General features: G+C 47.2%; 19 protein-coding genes and 2 pseudogenes. 6 read left to right on the top strand and 15 right to left on the bottom strand.

Annotation, left to right across the window (positions count from 1 at the left end; all coding sequences use genetic code 11):
• Nucleotides 1-13 precede the first annotated feature (13 nt).
• Together MHH78_RS19370 and MHH78_RS19375 are read right to left on the bottom strand one after the other, a co-directional pair.
• The gene (locus tag MHH78_RS19370; protein WP_445668101.1) at nucleotides 14-1297 is read right to left on the bottom strand and encodes an arsenic transporter; all 1284 of its coding nucleotides are present in this window, start codon (nucleotides 1295-1297) and stop codon (nucleotides 14-16) included.
• Nucleotides 1298-1419: 122 nt separating this feature from the next.
• Entirely contained in the window at nucleotides 1420-1746 is a 327-nt protein-coding gene (locus tag MHH78_RS19375; protein WP_076075131.1) for an ArsR/SmtB family transcription factor, read from the bottom strand.
• Between the two features lie 133 nt (nucleotides 1747-1879).
• On the opposite strand from MHH78_RS19375, the gene MHH78_RS19380 reads away from it, so the two are divergent.
• The 3 genes and pseudogenes from MHH78_RS19380 (at nucleotide 1880) to MHH78_RS19390 (ending at nucleotide 3629) form a co-directional block, all read left to right on the top strand.
• Complete coding sequence (locus tag MHH78_RS19380; protein WP_076075134.1) at nucleotides 1880-2329, top strand: MarR family winged helix-turn-helix transcriptional regulator; 450 nt, start codon at nucleotides 1880-1882, stop codon at nucleotides 2327-2329.
• Nucleotides 2330-2388: 59 nt separating this feature from the next.
• Nucleotides 2389-3068, top strand: a pseudogene (locus MHH78_RS19385) (methyltransferase domain-containing protein).
• Nucleotides 3069-3080: 12 nt separating this feature from the next.
• Nucleotides 3081-3629 carry an arsinothricin resistance N-acetyltransferase ArsN1 family A gene (locus MHH78_RS19390; protein ID WP_341168462.1) on the top strand — a complete coding sequence of 183 codons (549 nt, stop codon included), beginning with the start codon at nucleotides 3081-3083 and terminating at the stop codon, nucleotides 3627-3629.
• Nucleotides 3630-3687: 58 nt separating this feature from the next.
• On the opposite strand, the gene MHH78_RS19395 is transcribed toward MHH78_RS19390, so the two are convergent.
• Nucleotides 3688-5214 (bottom strand): NAD-dependent epimerase/dehydratase family protein, encoded by a 1527-nt coding sequence (locus tag MHH78_RS19395; protein ID WP_341168463.1) that lies wholly within the window; start codon nucleotides 5212-5214, stop codon nucleotides 3688-3690.
• Between the two features lie 172 nt (nucleotides 5215-5386).
• Here MHH78_RS19395 and MHH78_RS19400 point away from each other — a divergent pair, with 172 nt between their 5' ends.
• Nucleotides 5387-5947, top strand: a complete 561-nt coding sequence (locus tag MHH78_RS19400; protein ID WP_341168464.1) for a TetR/AcrR family transcriptional regulator — start codon at nucleotides 5387-5389, stop codon at nucleotides 5945-5947.
• Between the two features lie 16 nt (nucleotides 5948-5963).
• Here MHH78_RS19400 and MHH78_RS19405 read toward each other — a convergent pair whose 3' ends face one another.
• The 9 genes from MHH78_RS19405 to MHH78_RS19445 all read right to left on the bottom strand — a co-directional run bounded on the left by MHH78_RS19405 (nucleotide 5964) and on the right by MHH78_RS19445 (nucleotide 16566).
• Nucleotides 5964-8132: an MMPL family transporter gene (locus tag MHH78_RS19405; protein ID WP_445668054.1), complete on the bottom strand. Its 2169-nt coding sequence runs from the start codon at nucleotides 8130-8132 to the stop codon at nucleotides 5964-5966.
• 184 nt (nucleotides 8133-8316) lie between these two features.
• Nucleotides 8317-8970, bottom strand: coding sequence for a response regulator transcription factor (locus MHH78_RS19410; RefSeq protein ID WP_341168466.1), 654 nt, complete (start codon nucleotides 8968-8970; stop codon nucleotides 8317-8319).
• A gap of 11 nt (nucleotides 8971-8981) precedes the next feature.
• Nucleotides 8982-10148, bottom strand: a complete 1167-nt coding sequence (locus MHH78_RS19415; protein ID WP_341168467.1) for a sensor histidine kinase — start codon at nucleotides 10146-10148, stop codon at nucleotides 8982-8984.
• A gap of 204 nt (nucleotides 10149-10352) precedes the next feature.
• Nucleotides 10353-12290 (bottom strand): bile acid Fe-S flavoenzyme BaiCD, encoded by a 1938-nt coding sequence (baiCD, locus tag MHH78_RS19420; RefSeq protein WP_341168468.1) that lies wholly within the window; start codon nucleotides 12288-12290, stop codon nucleotides 10353-10355.
• A 169-nt stretch (nucleotides 12291-12459) separates the two neighbouring features.
• Nucleotides 12460-13044, bottom strand: a complete 585-nt coding sequence (locus MHH78_RS19425) for a TetR/AcrR family transcriptional regulator (RefSeq protein WP_341168469.1) — start codon at nucleotides 13042-13044, stop codon at nucleotides 12460-12462.
• A 114-nt stretch (nucleotides 13045-13158) separates the two neighbouring features.
• Nucleotides 13159-13614, bottom strand: coding sequence for a GNAT family N-acetyltransferase (locus tag MHH78_RS19430; protein ID WP_341168470.1), 456 nt, complete (start codon nucleotides 13612-13614; stop codon nucleotides 13159-13161).
• 148 nt (nucleotides 13615-13762) lie between these two features.
• Nucleotides 13763-14911 (bottom strand): galactonate dehydratase, encoded by a 1149-nt coding sequence (gene dgoD / locus MHH78_RS19435; RefSeq protein WP_341168471.1) that lies wholly within the window; start codon nucleotides 14909-14911, stop codon nucleotides 13763-13765.
• Nucleotides 14908-15579 carry a bifunctional 4-hydroxy-2-oxoglutarate aldolase/2-dehydro-3-deoxy-phosphogluconate aldolase gene (locus MHH78_RS19440; RefSeq protein WP_341168472.1) on the bottom strand — a complete coding sequence of 224 codons (672 nt, stop codon included), beginning with the start codon at nucleotides 15577-15579 and terminating at the stop codon, nucleotides 14908-14910. The genes dgoD and MHH78_RS19440 overlap by 4 nt, the downstream gene beginning before the upstream one ends.
• A 30-nt stretch (nucleotides 15580-15609) precedes the next feature.
• A complete protein-coding gene (locus MHH78_RS19445) occupies nucleotides 15610-16566 on the bottom strand; it encodes a sugar kinase (RefSeq protein ID WP_341168473.1) in 957 nt (318 codons plus the stop codon).
• A 219-nt stretch (nucleotides 16567-16785) separates the two neighbouring features.
• Between MHH78_RS19445 and MHH78_RS19450 the strand changes: the two genes are divergently transcribed.
• Entirely contained in the window at nucleotides 16786-17460 is a 675-nt protein-coding gene (locus MHH78_RS19450) for a FadR/GntR family transcriptional regulator (RefSeq protein WP_341168474.1), read from the top strand.
• Nucleotides 17461-17524: 64 nt separating this feature from the next.
• On the opposite strand, the pseudogene MHH78_RS19455 reads toward MHH78_RS19450, so the two are convergent.
• From MHH78_RS19455 to MHH78_RS19465, 3 genes and pseudogenes are all read right to left on the bottom strand, one after another.
• A pseudogene (locus tag MHH78_RS19455) lies at nucleotides 17525-17848 on the bottom strand (MFS transporter); the annotation flags it as partial.
• 142 nt (nucleotides 17849-17990) lie between these two features.
• On the bottom strand, nucleotides 17991-18476 hold the full coding sequence (locus tag MHH78_RS19460) for a DinB family protein (RefSeq protein WP_341168475.1): 486 nt from the start codon (nucleotides 18474-18476) through the stop codon (nucleotides 17991-17993).
• Nucleotides 18477-18583: 107 nt separating this feature from the next.
• Complete coding sequence (locus tag MHH78_RS19465) at nucleotides 18584-19423, bottom strand: SDR family NAD(P)-dependent oxidoreductase (RefSeq protein WP_341168476.1); 840 nt, start codon at nucleotides 19421-19423, stop codon at nucleotides 18584-18586.
• Nucleotides 19424-19621: 198 nt separating this feature from the next.
• Here MHH78_RS19465 and MHH78_RS19470 point away from each other — a divergent pair, with 198 nt between their 5' ends.
• On the top strand, nucleotides 19622-20530 hold the full coding sequence (locus tag MHH78_RS19470; protein WP_445668102.1) for an AraC family transcriptional regulator: 909 nt from the start codon (nucleotides 19622-19624) through the stop codon (nucleotides 20528-20530).
• Nucleotides 20531-20615: the final 85 nt, after the last annotated feature.

A 20615-nucleotide genomic window follows, 5' to 3' on the forward strand; every position in this document is an offset into this window, starting at 1 on the left:
AATCTCCTTAGAGTTAAAATAGGTTCAATGTTATATATAGTCCAAGCAGTGTGATGAACAGCGTAGGGATCGTCAAAATAATGCCTGTTTTGAAATACGTTGCCCAGGATATCTTCACTCCTTTGGCGGACAGCACATGCAGCCACAGCAAGGTCGCCAGTGAACCAATTGGTGTGATCTTCGGTCCTAAGTCAGAGCCGATAACATTCGCATAAATCAATGCTTCCTTAATCAGTCCCGAGGTATGCGTAGCATCAATGGCCAACGCATCAATCATAACCGTAGGCATGTTATTCATTACGGAGGAGATGATTGCAGCAATAAAGCCCATCCCCATCGTTGCGGCGAACAATCCCTGATCGGCCACAGCTTGAAGGACTTCAGCTAATACATCAGTAAGGCCAGCATTTCTCAGACCATATACAACTACATACATGCCGATGGAAAAGAATACAATCGCCCAAGGTGCACCCTTCACCACTTCCATAGTCGGTACAACAGGACTTTTTCTTGCCATGATCAGGAAAAAGATTGCGATGATTCCGGCCACTACTGAAACCGGAATATTCAGGAACTCACTGACAAAGTATCCTACCAGCAGAACCGCAAGTACAAACCAGGATAACTTAAACATCTGCTTGTCTTTAATAGCCTCTTCAGGTTTTTTTAGCTGGGAGCTATCAAAATGTCTTGGAATACTTTTTCGGAAGAAGAGATAGAGCACGAGAATACTTGCCCCTAAGGAAAACAAGGTGGGCATTAACATCCGTCCGGCATAGTCCATAAAGGTAAGTCCAAAAAAGTCAGCCGATACGATATTTACCAGATTGCTTACAACCAGCGGCAAAGAAGTAGTATCTGCTACAAACCCGCTGGCAAGGATGAAAGGAAAAATCTTTTTCTCATCAAAATTCAGCGCTCGGACCATTGCCAGCACAATTGGGGTTAGAATAAGCGCTGCTCCGTCATTAGCAAAGAAAGCAGCTACTACAGCACCAAGAATGATAACATAGATAAACATCCGGGTTCCATTCCCGCTGGCAGCCTTGGCCATATGTAAAGCAGCCCATTCGAAGAATCCGATTCTATCGAGGATCAGCGAGATCAGAATGATTGCCACAAAGGCCAGCGTAGCATTCCATACGATCAGCGTAACATCCAGAACATCATTCAAGCTGACTACACCGGCAAGTAAAGCGAGTAACGCTCCACCGCAGGCAGACCATCCAATGGACAGGCTTTTAGGCTGCCAAATGACAAAAATAAGTGTGCCTGCAAAGATAAGACTTGCCAGCATTACCAAATGAATTCCCCCAATATAAGTCTATCTCCCACGCATCAGAGCACTCCTTTCATAAAGTTAAGTTTCATTCCGAACATTATTATATAATTATATGCTTATATATACAACACAAAAAGTTATTCACAGCAAGCTGCGTTAGACGGCTTATTTAAATACGATAAAAGGCTATTAGCTTCCGGGGTAAGATGTAAAATGGCCTTCACATGAGGCTTATCCTCTATATTCAAAGAATAATACACCCACTGCCCTCTCTTCTGTTCCTTAACCAGCCCACTGCTTTTTAATTTGCGTAGATGCTGACTGACGGCTGGCTGTGAGATGTCAAAAAGATCTACGAATTCACATACACACCACTCCCGCTCTTTTAAAAGTGTTAGAATCGTGAGACGGGTTTTATCTCCAAGAAGTTTTAAATCTTCCGCAAGTTCATTTAGTACATCCATTAAAAACTCCTCCTCCGTCAATATAAGACAATACTTATATTCTAAGACCTTGATGACCAATTATCAACTAAGTAAAAATAATATTTGCATTTTGCAATTAATCGCTGTATAACTAGTGCAAGAGGTGAAAACAATGGAAACTCCAAGAGAACTACTCCAAATCATGACCCGGCGTTTAGGACTACTTAATAAGGATTGCTGCAGCGTAGGGGGATGTAGTCTCTCCGCGACCCAAAGCCACCTGCTATATGAGATAGACCGCGGCCATAATCCTTCTATGCAACAAGTCGCCGAAACACTTGGCACTGATATTACAACCTTCAGCAGACAAGTCCAGTCTTTGGTGAAAATGAACCTGGTTAATAAGACGCCTGATCCCACGGATCGCAGAGTCTATATTCTTTCACTTACTCCCGAAGGAAAAATGGTGGCTACAACTATTGATCAACAAATGAATGAATACCTGAATGCAGCCTTCTCGCATATGAGTGAGTTTGAAGTAGAAACATTACTTCGATCCATTAAGCTTTTCAACGTAGCCATGGGAAAATCCAGCAATTGCTGCGCACCTGTGAAAGGGTGATTTCTCTTCCCTACTACTTGCAAATTACAAACATTTTTTTAGAAGAGGAGTGTTTATTTATGAGCAAACTCACTAATGATCAGATCCGGCAGAATGTACGGGGGCGCTATCAAAAAATCGCTGTAAAAAAGGTTGAAGCCCCCTCTTCCTGCTGCACACCTGCTGATAGCAGTTGCTGTGACTCCCCGGCTGATTTCGATGCCATATCCGCTAAGCTGGGTTATTCCAGTGGTGATCTCACAGCAGTTCCTGAGGGCGCAAATTTAGGCCTTGGTTGTGGGAATCCCCAGGCTATTGCCGAACTGCAGGCGGGTGAATATGTTCTGGATCTCGGAAGTGGCGGTGGATTTGATTGTTTCCTCGCTTGCCGGCAGGTAGGTGATGAAGGCCATGTTATAGGTGTGGATATGACACCTGAGATGATCAGCCGAGCAAGAGATAATGCCATTAAGGGTGAGTTCAGTAACACCGAATTCAGATTAGGTGAAATTGAGCATCTACCTCTCGCTGACAACTCCATTAATGTCATTATCTCTAACTGCGTGATTAACCTTTCACCAGACAAACAACAAGTATTCCGTGAGGCTTAGTAGAGCAAATGCTTCGAGCAAGTGGTTTTACTGAGATCAGTATTGAACCAAAAGACGAATCCAGAACTTTTATCAAAGACTGGGTTCCCGGTGCGAACATTGACCAATACATCGTTTCTGCTGTAATTAAAGCGACAAAGGAATCTTAGGGGGATGTTCATATGACCAATACATTAACTGTTCGTCAGGCCAAACCAACGGATATCAAAAGTGTCCTTCGTATCTACAATCAGGGAATCGAGGATCGAATCGCTACACTTGAAACCGAAATGAAGGATTTATCTTATATGGAGGCATGGTTTAATGATCACCAAGACCGTTTTAGTGTTTTGGTGGCTGAACGAGAAGGTGAAGTCATTGGCTGGGCCTCTCTGAACCCATATTCTCACCGCTGCGCGTATAACGGAGTCGCTGACCTTTCTGTATACATTGATCGAAGCTTTCGTGGGCAGGGTGTAGGCAGCTCCCTCCTGGAGTCCTTACACAAGGTAGCAAAGGAAAATAGCTTTTATAAAATGGTTCTCTTTACCTTTCCGCTTAATGAGAGTGGTCAAGGATTGTATCGGAAAATGGGCTACCGGGAGGTTGGTGTATTTGAGAAGCAGGGAATGCTGGACGAAGCATTTATTGATGTGATGATTATGGAGAAGCTTCTACTGGTGAACCACATCCTCGATAATGTATCCATCCAGCCCCTTTTCCAATGCTAACTCAAAAGCCTTATCTGCTAAGATTTGCGCTGTCTGTTCCTTTTTGGTCTCACGTAGATTACGTTTCAACATCTAATTCAGATACCATTTTTGCATATTCCCGGCCATCATCCTTGCCTTGAATCGGGTTCCATACTTGGGCGAAAAACGGTTCACGTTTCGCACGTTCTTTGTAATTCCAGGTTTCGCGCTCACATTGCGGGCAGAAATGTCCTCCCTCCAGAACCAGTTTGGGGCTGGCATTAAAGGTATGGCCGAATGCACATTTGAAATCAAGCTTATCCGTCCAATTCCCCGTCTCCATCTCTGCAGACAAACATTCACCACCGCGGAAGGCTGCAGCCCCTTTCATATCTTCAATATTTAACTCTGAGGCAGGCTTATTCTCATCGTAACCATGGTCAAGCTTGATCACTTTATTCCAATCGGAGAATTTCTTCATCTCGGACAGCTTCTCCGGAATCGCCTCCCAGTTTGCCTTGCTTCCCCAATAAGCATCGATTTTCTCCAGATCGTTATCCTCTATAAAGCGTAGCGTTCCGCGTTCTTTCACAGCCTGCTTTTTCAGAGTACGTTTAATCATAGACCCCATGAATTTTTGCCCTCCCGGGAGCTTCGTGATGACTTTCGCTACGGGGACGAGTGCGCCAAGATTATCGAGGTAGCTCTGATAGAAGTATTCCATCGTATCCCGGCGGAAATGGAAATAATCCTCCAGCTTGTCGGAATCCAGATAGTATTGTCCATGGAAATTCCGGGTGGCATACCATTTCGGATCGATGACATGATCCAGATTGGTGATGCCAAGCTTGCCGTACAGCACCTGGTACATCTCAAGCGTGCTCACCCGGCAGCTTTCGCCTCCGCCAATGTTGTAAATATGCTGCCAGAATGCCTGATCAAGCTCTCCGTCAATATCCTGGATGCACAGGTTGCGCATTAATCGTCCTGAATCCCGGTCTGACACATACTCCAGCACATTCTCCAGACAGTTATGGAACATAATCGGGTCCTGAATCTTGCTCATCGCAGGGCCCATAATACCGGTCTGGCGGAGACTTACCCAATAGCTGAGTCCGGATTCAATCACCATACGCTCGGCAGCGATTTTGGAGACGGCATAGTAATCATACACACTTGGCTTGAGAGGATCTCCCACACGCCCCCAATGGATAGGCGGCATACGGTCGCCTGTCTCAGCGATTGTACCGATATTTACAAAGCGCGTTATCCCTGCACGGCCACTCTTCTTAATGGCGTCAACTATGTTCTTGGCTGAACCATGGTTAATCTGCATGGCCCGCTCGGGAAACTCATCAGCCGCAGGAGATACAAAAGCAGCAATATGAAGAATAATGTCGGCATCCTTCACACATTCTTCCACCAGGCTGCGATCCAACAAATTTCCGTAGACTATTTTTACACCGTTCAACCCTTCATAGGGCCGGAGCTTCTCACGGCTTTTAGGATTGTCTAAATCAAAGAGCAGCAGTTCGCATTTCCCCAAATCGTTGATTAGCAGCTTTAATGTCTCTCCACCCATATTGCCTGCTGCACCCGTAATCATGATCCGTTTTTTCTTCATTATTGTTCACCTGCATCATTAGTTTATTGACAAGTCATTCGTCTACCTTCATACTACAAACACGGTGTCTATTTAACAACCATCAGTTGTTTTATGCTTTGATATAATTTAGACATTTGAGATCACGGTGTCTATTTTTATAGAAATTTTATGGCTTGGAGATGATTTGACCATGAATCAACGTGAACGCTTAACGAAGCTATTGTTGAAGCAGAGCTTGATCCGCTTGCTCAAAGAGAAGAGTATAAGCCAAATCAGCGTGAAGGAATTGTGCTCCGCAGCAGGCATCAACCGCTCCACGTTCTACTTACATTATGCCAATGCTTACGACCTGCTTGAACATGTTGAACAGGAGATTATTAATAATACGAGTGCCTATCTGGATAAAATTGAAGCGGGAAACAACGGTACTACTTATATCCTGGCATTTCTGGAGTACATTAAAAAAGATGAGGAGCTATTCACTGTCATGCTCCTCACCTCCAATGAAAACGTGTTATTTCCCAAACGCCTACTGAATGAAATCCTCAAGAATATTGATAGCCAGCTTCAGCTCAACGTACCTGAACGGTTGAAACGGTATACTTATACTTACCTGGTCAATGGAAGCCTGGCGATCATCCAGGAATGGATACAAGAAGGGTTCATCCTCTCCAGTAATGAGCTGGCAGAGCTCATCTTCTCTTTAGCCGACCATTCCTTATTGGCGATTACGCAGCTCAAAGAGAAGTGAGTATCTATTGAATAATCTAAGCAGCACTACGCTCCAGCTCTTTCATTACCGATTCACCTTCAATGTCCAGATTAGGCAAAATGCGGTCCAGCCATTTCGGCAGATACCATGCGGATTTACCCATTAGGGTCATTACAGCCGGAACGATAAGCAGTCTGACTACAAAGGCATCGAAGAGAATACCAAAGGCAAGCGCGAAGCCCATCGACTTGATAATCGGATCTTCGGCCAGCATGAAGCCGGTGAATACGGAGATCATAATCAGACCCGCTGCCGTTACTACACCGCCACTGTGCCCCATTCCCGCCAGCACGGCTTGCTTGGCATCCCCTGTATGCTTGAATTCTTCACGCATCCTGCTAACGAGGAAGACCTCATAATCCATCGCAAGGCCGAACAGGATGCCTACAACGATGATGGGAAGAAAGTTTAGAACCGGACCAGCACCATAGAAGCCAAAGACGCTGCCCAGATGTCCATCCTGAATAACGAAGACGACAAATCCAAAGGTTGCGGCAAGGGAGAGAATAAAGCCCAGCACCGCCTTCACTGGCACCAGCAGCGAACGGAATACAACCATCAGCAGGAGAAACGCCAGTCCTACGATGATAAGACAGAATTTAGGCAGCGCATCACTCAGGTTCTGCGAAATTTCAAGATTAACCGCTGTGCCGCCTGTGACCATAAATTCCACATGGTTATTCTCTAGAATATCAGGAGCCTGATCTCTGATTGCATCTATAAGCTTAGTCGTTTCCATATCATGCGGCCCTGTCGCCGGGATAATATTAATCAGTGCAACTTCTCCAGACGGTCCGGGAATAGCCGGTGATACCGTACCTATATTGGGGATATTGCCCAGTTTTTTTAACCCGCTTGATACATTGGTCATGAAGTCTCCTTCCCCTTCGGCAACGGCCAGAACAATAAGCGGACTGTGAAAGCCTTCGCCATACCCTTCCGAGAGCAGGTCATACGCCCGGCGCTCCGTTTTTTCCGTTGATTTCACCCCGTCGTCGGAACTCCCTAACTGCAGATGTGAGAAAGGTAAGGCAATTACACCCAGCAAGATCATTCCCAGAATAACTATCGTCCAAGGCTTATTTGTTACAAAATGCCCCAGACGGTTCTTTTTTGTGTTCATCCGTTTACGGGGCTTCAGCCACTTGTTTCCGCTTGAAGCAGTGACCTTGCTCCCCACAGCGCTGAGCACGGCAGGAACCAGGATGATCGAGGTGAGCATGGCTAAGAGTACACAGAATGCACCTGCCAGCCCCATAGCTGTCAGAAACGGAATGTTCACGACAGCCAGACCGGCCAGTCCGATGATGACCGTAATGGCTGCGAACACTACGGAGCTGCCTGCTGTAGCATTTGCGATCGCTATTGATTCCCGGCTGCTATAGCCCGCGGCCAATTGTTGACGGAACCTGGAGACAATAAATAGCGCGTAGTCTATGCCCACCGCCAGCCCAAGCATAGCTGCGAGCGCCATGGAGGTTGAGGGAATATCCAGCATATTGGAGCCAAGCATTACACCGAGCAAGCCAATCCCGAGGCCTACCACTGCAGTTGCAATGGGCAATACTCCGAGCAGGAAGGAACTGAAGGTGATAGACAGAACCAAGAAAGCGATCAGTACACCAATGACTTCGGACGGACCCATGATTTTCATCTGGACGTAAGCAGGACCCGTCAGCTCAGCTTGCCAATTGGAGAAGCGCATCCCTTCCGCTACAGCTGTGATATGGTCTCTGGAAGCTTCTGTGACTTCACCGGCAGGTATTTTGTAGGTGATGTCCATGTAGGCTATCGTCTTGTCCGCATTTAGCGACCGGTTATCATAAGGACCCGCTACGGACTTCACTTGCGGATCTTCCATAATCTCTTTTAGTGTTTTCTGCATGACGGCCTGAGAGGCTTCTGAGGACAAGGTTTGACCTTGTGGTGCTTTCATGACGAGCCGGGTTTGTCCCCCTTCTTCCTGCGGTCCGGCAAATTCTTTGTTTAACAGATCAATTGCTGATTGGGATTTCAGCCCTGGAATAGAGGTGTTGTCATTGAACGCTGGCCCCAAGCTAAGCGCAAGTATTGCAAATGCCACTAAAACTGCAAATCCCCCAAACATCACTGCTTTCGCATTGCGTGCTGACCAATGACCTAAACGGTATAAATATTTTGCCATTTCGTGTCCTCCCGACATCCTATTGTTGTTTATTCTCTATGTATTTAGTGTATAGGAAAAGCTTAAAGGGCGAATCGTACCAAGGGGAAGGCGTGGACATGTACTTTTGGGAAGTAACAAACAGCAAAAAAAGACACTATCCCGGCATATCCCGAGGCGGGAATAGCTGGATAATGTCTAGTGACTAGATATGAAGAATGCCCTGTTCTATGGCAGTAGCTACGGCCTGGGCACGTGATTCTACTCCAAGCTTACTGTAGATATTGGTCAAATGCGACTTAATTGTCCGCTCCGTAACGCCCATATCAAAGGCAATTTCTTTACTTTTAAACCCCCGGGCCACAAGCTGCAAAATAAGCAGTTCCTTATCCGTAAGGTTAAAGGGTTCTGTATCCTTTGCCCCGGCAATTTTTGACCGTTCCTTTGCCGCGAATACTTTAGTTAGGATATCAGCCTGTAACAGGGTACTCCCCCGGATTGCCGATTCAATGGTCCGGAATAATTCGTCCCGGCTTGTATCTTTGAGTAAATACCCTTTGGCCCCAAGGGCCAGCGCATTGATCATTAATCCATCCTCATTGTAGGTTGTTAAGATGATTATAGGAATATTATATTGCTTAGCATTTATAGCCTTCAGGGTATCAAGTCCGCTCATCACAGGCATATTTAAATCCAACAAAATCACGTCGGGCACAAGTGTTTCCACTAAGTGAAGAGCAATCTGACCATTCTCCGCTTCACCAGCAATGCTAAAGCGTGGATCGGTCTCCAAAATCATTTTTAATCCTTCCCGTACCACTAAGTGATCATCTACGATAAGTATTTGGTATGGCTGCATATCCCGTCTCCTTAGCTCAATGGAACTTCTATTTGGATGCTGGTACCGCTGGACAGGCTCACAATATTGATTTCACCTCCGATTAAACGTGCACGCTCATATAAACCCAGTATGCCGTAATGTCCGGTGGTTTTCCCGATAAGTTTGGTATCAAAGCCCGCACCATTGTCCTTAATAACAAGCTGAATCCGGTTATTCTGCTCCAGAACACTTATCCATACCTTATTAGCTTTAGCATGCTTTGCTACATTCATTAAGCTTTCACTAATGATTTGCAGACTATGCTCCTTGATTGTTCCCGGCAGTAACGAGCTAATGTTAATCTGGTGAATAACATCAATTCCCGTTGCTTGATTAAATCTTCGTATTTCATCTGTAATTGCTTCTGTGAAATCGATCCCGGAAGCGGATTTCACCCGAAGATTATCAATTGCAAGACGAGCCTCCGCTAGTGTCCGCCGTGCCTGACGCATGGAGATCTCAACAAATTCTTGCGCCCTTTGGACCTTCCCTTGTGAAATATACGCATTGACTGCTTCAAGCTGCATGATCAGACCCGCCACTCCCTGAGCCAAAGTGTCATGCAGATCACGTGCCATACGTTGCCGTTCATTAGCAAGAGTTAGCTCCTCGACCTTTTGGTGTGCCTTTTCTAAATCCTCCAGAAAGACTTGGGTCCGAACCCGGGCATGTACCTGCCGAAAAAACAAAGAGGCGTATGCACCCACAATAATCAGCATTAAGAGGAATAATAGAACGAGTAGTATCGGATCATATTCGTTTCCTAAATAGAATAGCGCATAGGAGAACATCAAAATAGAGTATAGGCAAACCAGCACTATTGTCCGCTTCTGATAATACAACCCAATGCTTTGTCCGATGAGTACAGGAAACAAGCCAATGAGTACAGCAGGTGAGCTAATAGGCATTAGTAAAGCACAAGTGAAGATGAATATTCCTTGTACGATGAAATAAGCCCAAGTTTGGCTGAGGGAGATCCGGTACAGGCTCCAATGAAGAACGCCATGGAGAATATAAATTATAGTGAAAATTATAGTATTCAAAAAGACCAGGTCACTGGTACTTTGCAGAATCATGGAAGCAACGTAGACTAAAGAAACCCAGATAAGAATAGGTACCCGCGCAACCATCAATTCATCTACTCTGGACGTTCTCATTTCATCCCCCCATCCACATTTACTTGATTGTACTATAGATCAATAATTATAGAATCGTACGAAAGGGAAAGGGATATACTCGGCAGCCCTTTCATACTGATGAATTCTAGTTCACGTTAAAATAAAAGAGCATTGTAGTAATCCTACAACGCCCTCTTAATTCTAATGTAAAGCCCCTGCACTTTCGGTTCATTTGCTGTTCTGTCAGATCATTCTCGCTACTTCATGCGCTTCGCTGACGGCGTTTAAGGCTCTGCGGGCACGTAAAGCATCACCAATCACATGAACAGGGATATCATGCTCATTGCAAAAATGCTGGAGCCCCTCATAGTTCCGTGACTTTGCCCCGATGGCGACAACTACGGAGTCACATGGGTACGTAGATACTTCACCATTGTTTTCAATGAAGACTCCATGCTCAGTAATTTCAAGGCATTTGGTGTCGGTCAAAAGCTGGACCCCTGATTCATGCAGGCTTTCCATGACACAGATCGAGCGTAGCTCACCCAAGTCTTTAGCTACTTTATCCAGCATTTCGACTACAGTGATCTTAGAAGCCTTACCATGAAGGTATTCGGCAACCTCAAGACCAACGAGTCCCCCGCCGACAATAACGACTTCTCCGGTAACAATGGCTTCTCCAGACAGTACATCATGCGAATTCGTAACCTTGGTCAACTGGCTTCCGGGAATTCTCAGCTCCATGGGAGCTGCGCCTATGGCCACAATCACTTCGTCCGGCTTGAGCTCTTCCAGGAGTGAAGCCGTAACCGGGCTATCCAGTCTTACCTCAATCCCCTCTCTGATTACCTGTTCTCCCCGGGATATAGCGGCTGCTTTCATCTCTTCTTTTCTTGGCGCTTCACCTGCCAGTGCAAACTGGCCGCCCAGCGCTCTTGCCGCCTCGCATACAATCGGCTGATGTCCTCTGCGCTTCAGAACCATGGCCGCTTCCAAACCGGCGATCCCGCCACCGGCAACCACGACCTTCTTGGGATGATCTGTCATCATCAGCTTGTATTCCGCTTCTCTGCCCAGAGCCGGGTTTCGTAAGCATGTAATGAACGGCACTTCACTTGAGACAAATCCGTCATAACAGCCCTGATTGCAGGCGACACATTGTACGATATCGTTGCTGTTGCCGGACTCTGCCTTCAGGCAGAATTCAGGGTCAGCAAGCTGGGCACGTCCAATCACCACCATATCTGCTTTGCCGTCCGCGAGGATTTCCTCTGCCTGGTCAGGGGCATTAATACGTCCTACCGCAACAGTCAGCATCCCTGTTTCCTGGCGGATTCTGGCGGCATTATCGACATTGAATCCTCTTGGCAGATCGATAGGAGGAACTTCATATTTGATTGCCGCAGAAGAGAAGTTTCCTCTGGAGACGTCAAGCGCATCCACTCCGGCAGCTTGTGCCAACTTACAGAATGCGATAACATCCTCTATACTCAGCCCGCCCTCCAGATAATCATCGTGAGCATCAATACGCATGAACAACGGCATATCTGCCGGAATGTTGTCGCGAATCGAAGTAATACATTCAATCAGGAATCTGGCTCTGTTCTCCAGGCTTCCCCCGTATTCATCGGTTCTCCGGTTAAAGAAGGGGCTCAGGAAGGAATGCGGGGTATAGTTATGGCCTGCATGAAATTCAATGGCATCGAAGCCGGCTGCTACTGCCCGCCGTGCTCCTTCTCCGAAGGCTTTGGCTGCTGCCTGCAATGTCTCAATTTCGGCTCCCGGAATGGTATATTCTGTACCAGGCACAGGCACGGGACTTGGAATAATAATCATCTGCTCCGGATCACTCGCAACGGCCAACCCACCCAGCCACAGCTGAATTCCTGCCTTGCCGCCTGCATTATGGATGGCCTCTGTAAGCTGCTGAAGACCGGGAATATATTTATCATCAGAGATGGCCAGGAACTTCTTAGGCGCAGCTGGCCCATATACCGAACATACCTCAGTGAAATTTAAACCGCAGCCTCCTTCAGCTCTGGCTACATGGTAATCGATAAGCTGCTGGGTAACGAAGCGTTCCTCAGTAGGCATTTTGGTTCCCATGGCCGGAAAGATAATACGGTTCTTCAACTCTAACCCTCTGATTTTAATAGGACTGAACAAAGCAGGATAAGCCATAACACATTCTCCTTCATATTCTTTTTCAAGGCCCGAAACTTTGTTATAAATTTCACATAATCAGTTCGACCTGATTACTGACACCTCAAATATACCTGAGAGAATGAGTTGTGACAATATGTTTAAAACAAATTGTTTGAATTTTCTACGACATTGTTCATACGATCTGTTAATCGGAAAATAACGAATCAATCAACAGGTTAAGGTAATCTATACGCGCTTCTTTGTCAGCCAGGAATAATCCATCTGTTTCCGTAATCCCTTCGTATTCGGTAGGATAATTAATAGATGAAGTGAAAATTAAATACTTGAACCTGAAGTTATCATCATCTTCTGGTATGAGATTACGTAAACACCCTTTGAGCAGGCTGCCAATCTCCTCTGACAGATCGATAACCCGTCTTGAGGTTTTATCATCATCTGAACATTCTAAGGAATGTGTGTAGATTACTCTGTTACCGGGAAAACGCAGCGAATATTCCATAATCTCATTGGCGGCCAGCAGCAGCTTCTCTTTTGGGCTGCAGGCTTCATCTCGTAAGATTGACAATACAGTAAGGATATTCTGGATGTAGAATTCCTTAACCAGATTGAGCATTTCCTCTTTACTTCGGAAATAATAATTGATGGCACTCACATTTACATCCGCTTCCTTGGCAATGGCCCGGATCGCGATATTGCAGCTTTTATTTTTTCCCATCAGGTACAGTGCACGGTCCAGTATACGTTCCTCAATATTTTTTAGCTCTCTCATAGGATCCCCTCCATTACTTCTCTCTTATGACATTATACTTACACGGGGATCTTGCAGCAATTACGGCTTGTAGTTGAAGTACAAAAGAAACCCAGAGTAGTGTAATATATTAAACTACAGTTCCTTCGTCATAAAACTACTATTCGGATCTGGGATATAATCTGCAAATGGCTCACAATAGGTGAAGCCGAAATCTTCATACAGCTTGCGGGCGGGGATGAATGAATCCATGGAACCCGTCTCCAGGCTGATCCGTTTATATCCGCGGCTTATGGCTACTTCAATAATATGAGCAAGAATATTTCTGGCTACACCTTTGCGCAAATGCTTCTTGGCAGTCCGCATTGATTTGAGCTCTGCATGCTCTGTGTCCAATTCCTTGATCGCCCCGCAGCCCAGAAGCTCTTCATCCTCCCAGGCGCACCAGAAGGTAATTTCCGGCTGCTTCAACCCGTCCAGATTAAGGGCATGAATGCTCTCTGGCGGAGAGTCCTCTGCCATTCCTTGCAGATGTTCTGCAATTAATCCAATCACTTGTGCCCCGCTCAAATCATCTACAAGAATCTTCACTGCAACCACTCCTACGTTAATGTTAAGTATGAATTATACCTGTTAATCTTCTGTATTTCATATTACTCCCATGGCAGGTTTTCTGACAACATCTAAAATAAAAAAACCGCTATAATAGCGGCTTCAATAGGACTATATTTGCTTAAGCTTACCACTCCGCAATGCTGCCGTCGCTGTGCCGCCATACCGGGTTTCTCCAGCGGTGGCCGTCCTCCGCCATCTTCCGCACATACTCCTCGTTCACGGTAATGCCAAGGCCCGGTCCGGAAGGAATATGGACATGCCCGTCACTGTAGGCAAAGACGGACGGATCGGTGATATAATCCAGCAGGTCATTGCCTTGATTATAATGGATGCCCAGGCTTTGTTCTTGAATGACCGCATTGTAAGACGTTGCATCCACCTGAAGACAGGCGGCCAGGGCGATCGGCCCAAGCGGGCAATGCGGAGCGACCGCGACATCGAACGCCTCGGCCATGGCAAATATTTTCTTGCATTCCGTGATCCCTCCTGCATGGGACAAGTCGGGCTGAATAATGTCAACCACCCCATCCTTCAGCAGATTTTTAAATTCCCAGCGTGAGTACATACGTTCACCCGTGGCGATCGGAGTGCTGGTATGATGTGCGATCTCCCGCAGAACTTCGTTGTTCTCCGGCAGCACCGGTTCTTCTATGAACATCAGGCGGTAGGGATCCAGCTCTCTGGCCAGTCCCCGTGCCATCGGTTTGTGAAGCCTTCCGTGAAAATCAACAGCAATCCCGAATTCCGGTCCGCAGGCCTCCCTAATGGCGGCGACCCGCTCGACGATAGCATAAATCTTGTCATGGGTATCAATGAACTGCATCTCTTCCGAGGCATTCATCTTAATCGCCGTGAACCCGGCGGCCTTCTTCTCCAGAGCCGCCTTGACAACATCGATGGGGCGGTCTCCGCCTACCCAGGAGTACACCCGCATGGAATTGCGGCAAGCGCCACCCAGCAGCTGATACACAGGCGCATTGTAGATTTTCCCTTTAATATCCCATAAGGCTTGATCGATCCCGGCTATCGCACTCATTAGAATAGCCCCGCCACGATAGAAGCCTCCCCGGTACATCAATTGCCATAGATCTTCAATCCGCTGGGGATCCTGCCCGATCAAATAATCCATCAGCTCTTCCACTGCGGCCTGCACCGTATGTGCCTTGCCTTCGACCACCGGCTCCCCCCAGCCGGATGGGCCTTCATCGGTTTCAATCTTCAGAAACAGCCAGCGGGGAGGAACGATAAAGGTCTCGAATCCGGTTATTTTCATGGTTTTTTTGCTCCTTTGGTGTTGTTCATTCTAGCCTTGCGGACTTCCTTGGCGAATTGGCAGGCCGTCTCTGTGATTCTCCCATAGTCGCCCTGCTCCACCGCTTCCCGATTGACGAGAGCGCTTCCAAGACCGACGGCAACGGCTCCGGCGGCAATGAAGGCTCCGACATTCTGGAGTGTCACGCCTCCTGTCGGCATCATCCGGATGTGACCAAGAGGCCCCTGCAGTTCCTTGATGTAGGAGGCACCGAGTGAACCGCCCGGGAATACCTTAAGCAGGTCTGCACCCGCTTCATGTCCTCTGACCACTTCGGTCGGTGTCATTACACCTGGAATCGAGATTCGCCCGTGCTGTAAGGTCAGTCCTACAATCGCCTCATTCAGATTGGGGGAGAAAATAAAATCGGCTCCCGCCGCGATCGCCTGCTCGGCCTGCGTCAGCTTCAGTACGGTACCCGCTCCAACCAGCAGGCGATCTCCATATTTCGCCTTCATGTCCGCGATCAACCGGTATACCACCGGGGTATCGGCTGTAATCTCCAGCGCTCCGACACCGCCGTCTGCCAATGCCGCAGCAATGTGCTCCACCCGTTCAGGCGGTGGTCTGCGGATAACGGCGACCAGCCCGGAGGTTAACAGCTGCTCAATCTGTCTATCTTTGTCCATTTCTTCTTCCTCCTTGGGAATGCGCTTCAGTTACCGGATAATATCCTCTATGCCGGTTCCCCCGGCCAAGAGAAGATCCACATCCTGCCGGGCCGGGAGACCTTCGACGTCGCCGCTTACCCCGACAACAATGGAACCGACAGCATTGCCGCGCCGCACAGCAGAAGGCAGCTCCTCTCCCTGGAGCAAACCGCTTATAAAGCCTGCGGCAAAACCGTCACCGGCACCCATCGGATCAATGAGTCTCTTCACGGGAAACCCGGGCTCAGTTCCAGAGATTCGTCCGTTACTGTAATAAGCCCCGTCCGCGCCGAGCTTGATAACGGCAGCACCGGCACCGGATTTCAGCAATCGCTCTGCTACCTCTGCAGGCTCATTACATCCTGTCAGAAACTGCCCCTCCTCCATGCCGGGCAGCACGTAGTCGGCAAGAGCCGCGATTTCGTTAAGAACACGATAAGCCTCTTCTCGGTTCCACAGCTTCCAGCGGATATTGGGATCGAACACAATGGCTGTACCGTGTTTTTTGGCCGCTTCGAGAGCACGAAAGGTTAATCTCCTGCACTCATGGCTAAGCGCCGGAGTAATACCCGTAACATGCAGGATGCGGGCACCACCAACATATGCCTCATTAAGCTCCTCCGCTTGCATCAGGCTGGCCGCCGAATGTTTGCGATAGTAGTACACCTGTATTTGGTCCGGGGATATTTGTTCTTTGAAGAACACTCCCGTCGGCGCTTCATCTGTAACCCTGACTTCGGAAGTATCAATGCCATGTCCTCTTACGAACTGTCTGATATACCGTCCAAATGGATCATTTCCGAGCTTGCTGAACCAGCCTATGGTATGCCCCATTCGGGCAAGTCCAATGGCCACATTGGTCTCAGCTCCTGCAACATGCTTGTGAAAACCGTTCACATACTCCAGGGGAACCATCCGGTCCGGTGCCAGAAGCACCATGGTTTCCCCAAAGGTTACGACCTCCATTGCCCCTCCTCCTTCTGCTGCTTCTTCACTCATTGAGTCTTCTTATAAAGATCATATCTTTACGAATGATTATATGATATAGATATGATCTTTATGGTGAAATCATATTATCTTGTTCTTCACTAGTCAATACTAAATCAATATTCAGATGTCTCAGTTTATTGTCACGAAGCTCTTATGCTAGAATGAATGTATTCCAAGTCAAAGGGACGGCTAACTATGAAACAGAATAAACAAACTGCATTTCAATCTACAATAGAGATTATGAAGCAGAAAATTATCGATGGGGAATGGGCTCCGGGAGACCGCCTCCCTACTCTCCAGCAGCTGGCCGTTGTTTTATCGGTTAGTGTCACTACAGTACGTGAGGCGCTGCGGATATTAGAGAGTCAGGGGAATGTCAGCATTGAGCACGGGCGCGGGATGTATGTACGAAACGATCCGCTGCTGCTGGATGATCCGGCGGTCGCCTTAGAAGAATTAGACAACATTTCGATCGTGGATCTGCTGGAAGCCAGACTGCTCATTGAGCCGGAACTTGCCGCTTTAGCCGCGAAGCGGGCCGATGAGGATCAGATCCGTCGGCTGCGGGTACTGGCAGATCGGATGGTGCAGCAAATGGAGGAAGGCGGCTCCTTCTTCGAGACAGACCTCGCCTTCCATCAGTTAATTGCCGAAGCGGCAGCGAATCCGGTAGTGGCGCGGATGCTGAATTCGATTCTTCCATTACTGGCCGAAGGACGCAAGCAGACCAATACGCTGCCCAATATGCGGACCAAGGCTTCCAATTATCATGTTCTGATCGCCATTGCCATCGAGGAACGGCAAAGCGAAACAGCACGGCAGCTAATGGAAAGCCATATCCAGAGTATGCTGACCACCCTTAAGCAGTAGATTCTATCAGAATACAAAAGAAACCCAGAGTCTTTAAAAGACCTGGATTGCTCTATTGAACAATTATCAGAGACAGAATGAGCGCTACGCCCGCAGCTTGAATGACCCGTGCAATCATGAGTAACTCAAATCCCGGGGAAACGGTCGCCACCGCTGTGCCGAGTAAAGCCAATAGGAGCGAAGCCGTGAACAATTGTCTGGTTGAAAACCATTGGAGTAACAATCCGGATACCGGAACCAATATGCCGAGGGTCAGTAAGTAACCAGTCGTCAGCCATTGGGCCGTTGCGGCGGTGATATGAAGCTGGTTGATTAAATCGCTGAGCACTACGTTTAGAGCCGTCTCGTTAAACATCCCAATAAATCCGCTTAATAGTAAGGATACCATGATCGGAATAACTTTATATTTTTGCACTGCATTATGCTGTGCTTATGCCGCTGCTTGCATATTCTCCACTCTCCAATCCATAATTTAAGGCATGAGATATCTTTAATAGACTTAAAAAAGAAGTGTAATCTCCATGAAATCACTAAGGTTTAGCGAGGTTCATTTTCGGCGGGATATACCCGAGCTGCCTGCCCATTTTTACAATTTGTCCTCTATGACGAAATTCGTGGGTGATAGTGTGCGAAAATAACCATAATTTGGTTAACTCTACACTGTCACTATGCCAGGATGCTGGAACGGTAGGATCCCATTTGTTTTTAAAGTCATTTAGGAATTCATAAACCAGTTCATCCGTGTTCTTAAACATTTCACGCATTTTCTGTACATTGTCAACGGATTCCGGGTTTAATTTGGGTAGTGATTTACCAAGGGCACGAATCCCTAACCATATCTGATAACAATCGGCTACATGAGCATGCAGACTACGGATAGAAACTCCGCCGAAGGTTTCTATTTCTTTCACATAATCTGTGGGGGACTGCTGCACACTCATAGGTTTTTGAGGAGTCGCTGCAGTTAGAAAGAGCATTGTATGGAGAGCATAATCGGTTGCCTTTGAGAACTTCATTGATAATCACCCCAAACAAGGAGTATAAATATCTATAATAACTATTATGTTTGATTACGTCAAGGATAAATGTGTTAGTATCATTTGTTTCAACTCTCAAACGAAGGTTATTTAAAATCAGTTCGAAAGCTGATGTCCTTGTTCGCTTTCAGTTCTTCACGCAATTGATCCAGCTTCTCGGACGCTCTCCGGTAAGCATCACTTCCCAAGAACAATTGGACCGGGGGATTCGGAGATTCCGCCAGATCGATGAACACCTCTGCTGCTTTTTCAGGATCGCCAAGCTGCTTGCCGTCTGTCGCTACGAACTGGTTGTGCCCAGAGTGAAGCTCGCTGTAATCCTCAATTTTATGGGCAGACAGAACCAGGGAATCTGACTTATTGAACTGGGTTCTAAATCCCCCGGGTGCTACTGCCGTCACTTTGATGCCCAGAGATTGCACATCCTGAGCAAGCACCGCAGTCAATCCCATTAGCGAGAACTTCGTGGCAGCATACACACTCCAGCCCATATGCGGAGCGAAGCCGGCAATTGAAGCAATATTGAATATATGCCCTGAACGCTGCTTCCGCATATAGGGCAGTACACTTTGAATGACATGAATCGGACCAAATACATTGACTTCAAAGTTTGCCATGATTTCCTTCTGCGACAACTCCTCGATCGCACCGCCGATGCCATAGCCTGCATTGTTAACGGCCACATCTATTTGCCCGAACTGCTCATACGTCTTGTTCACAGATGTCTGAATCGAACCCGCTTGGGTCAGATCAACCGCGAGCGGCAGGAATCGCTCTTCCGGCACTTCACCCACAGCTTGCTTTAAATCGTCTATATTACGTGAAGTTGCAGCGACTCTATATCCGCGCTTAATCAATTTTCTCACCAGGGACAGTCCCAGTCCTTTCGAAGCACCGGTCACGTACCATACTTTATAATGCTGCATATTTTCCCCTCCAATGGATAATCGGTATTGCGTAAATAGGCAATGGCTACAGATCTGTCGGAACAAACCTATTATGCTCCTTCCAGGCTAAATTCCGTTAGAATATTACTCCCACATTCTTGCCTATTATTCTCATCCGCTTAACAAATACAGTTCAAGAATATATTATGATTAAAAGAGAAAACAGCAATGAGAGGGATGCACATGTTAGATGAGACTCAAAAAACATATTACAAACAGTTGGAACTTGCCCAACTCGTAGAGAAATTCTCTGGTGCAGACGGCGACCATGCTACCCTGATCCCCTCATTGCATCTGGTCCGCGATTCCCGCTCCGAGGTTCCGATATGCAGAATTCAAAAACCTTCGCTATGCATTGTAGCTCAAGGTGAGAAGGTGATCATGCTCGCAGATGAGCGCTACAAATACGGGGTATCCGATTACCTGGCGGTGTCCCTGGATGTACCGATAACCGGCCGGGCCACTCAGGCCTCTCGTGAATCCCCCTACTTGGCGATTCGTCTAGATATAGAGGCCAGCCAAATTGTTCAGATCCTGAAGGAGACGGAATTACTTCAAGGCAGAACCAATAGATATCACAGAGGGCTATTCGTAGGTACAATGAATAATGCTCTCCTCGATGCAGCCGTCAGACTGGTAGGCCTGTTAGAGACACCGAAGGACATTCCGGCACTGGCGCCCCTCGTCATACGTGAGATTTATTACAGACTCCTTAGCGATGATCAAGGGGATGTGTTCAAGCAGATTGCCATGGCTGGAAGCAACTACGCCTCCATTGCCAAGGTGGTCGAGCGGATCAAGAGGGAATACAACCAGCCGCTTCGCATCGAAGAATTAGCCGAACTGGCGAACATGAGCTCCTCCTCATTGTATCGTCACTTCAAAGAAGTGACCGCCATGACTCCGGTACAGTATCAGAAGCAAATTCGACTGCAGGAAGCGCGCCGTCGCTTGTTAACCGAATCTACCCATGTGGCAGATATCGCATTCGAGGTAGGCTATGAGAGCCCTTCCCAATTCAGCCGTGAATATGCGCGCCTGTTCGGCTTCTCTCCGATGAGTGATATCAAGCAGTTCATCAAATAAGATCAGTCTGCCCGGTAGTTTAACGCCGGAGTCAGTCTGCACCTTTATTTATTCGGAAAATCAACTAAACAAAAGCGCTAACACT

The sequence above is a fragment of the Paenibacillus sp. FSL H3-0333 genome (assembly GCF_038002805.1).
Taxonomy (GTDB): Bacteria; Bacillota; Bacilli; order Paenibacillales; family Paenibacillaceae; genus Paenibacillus_AQ; species Paenibacillus_AQ silagei.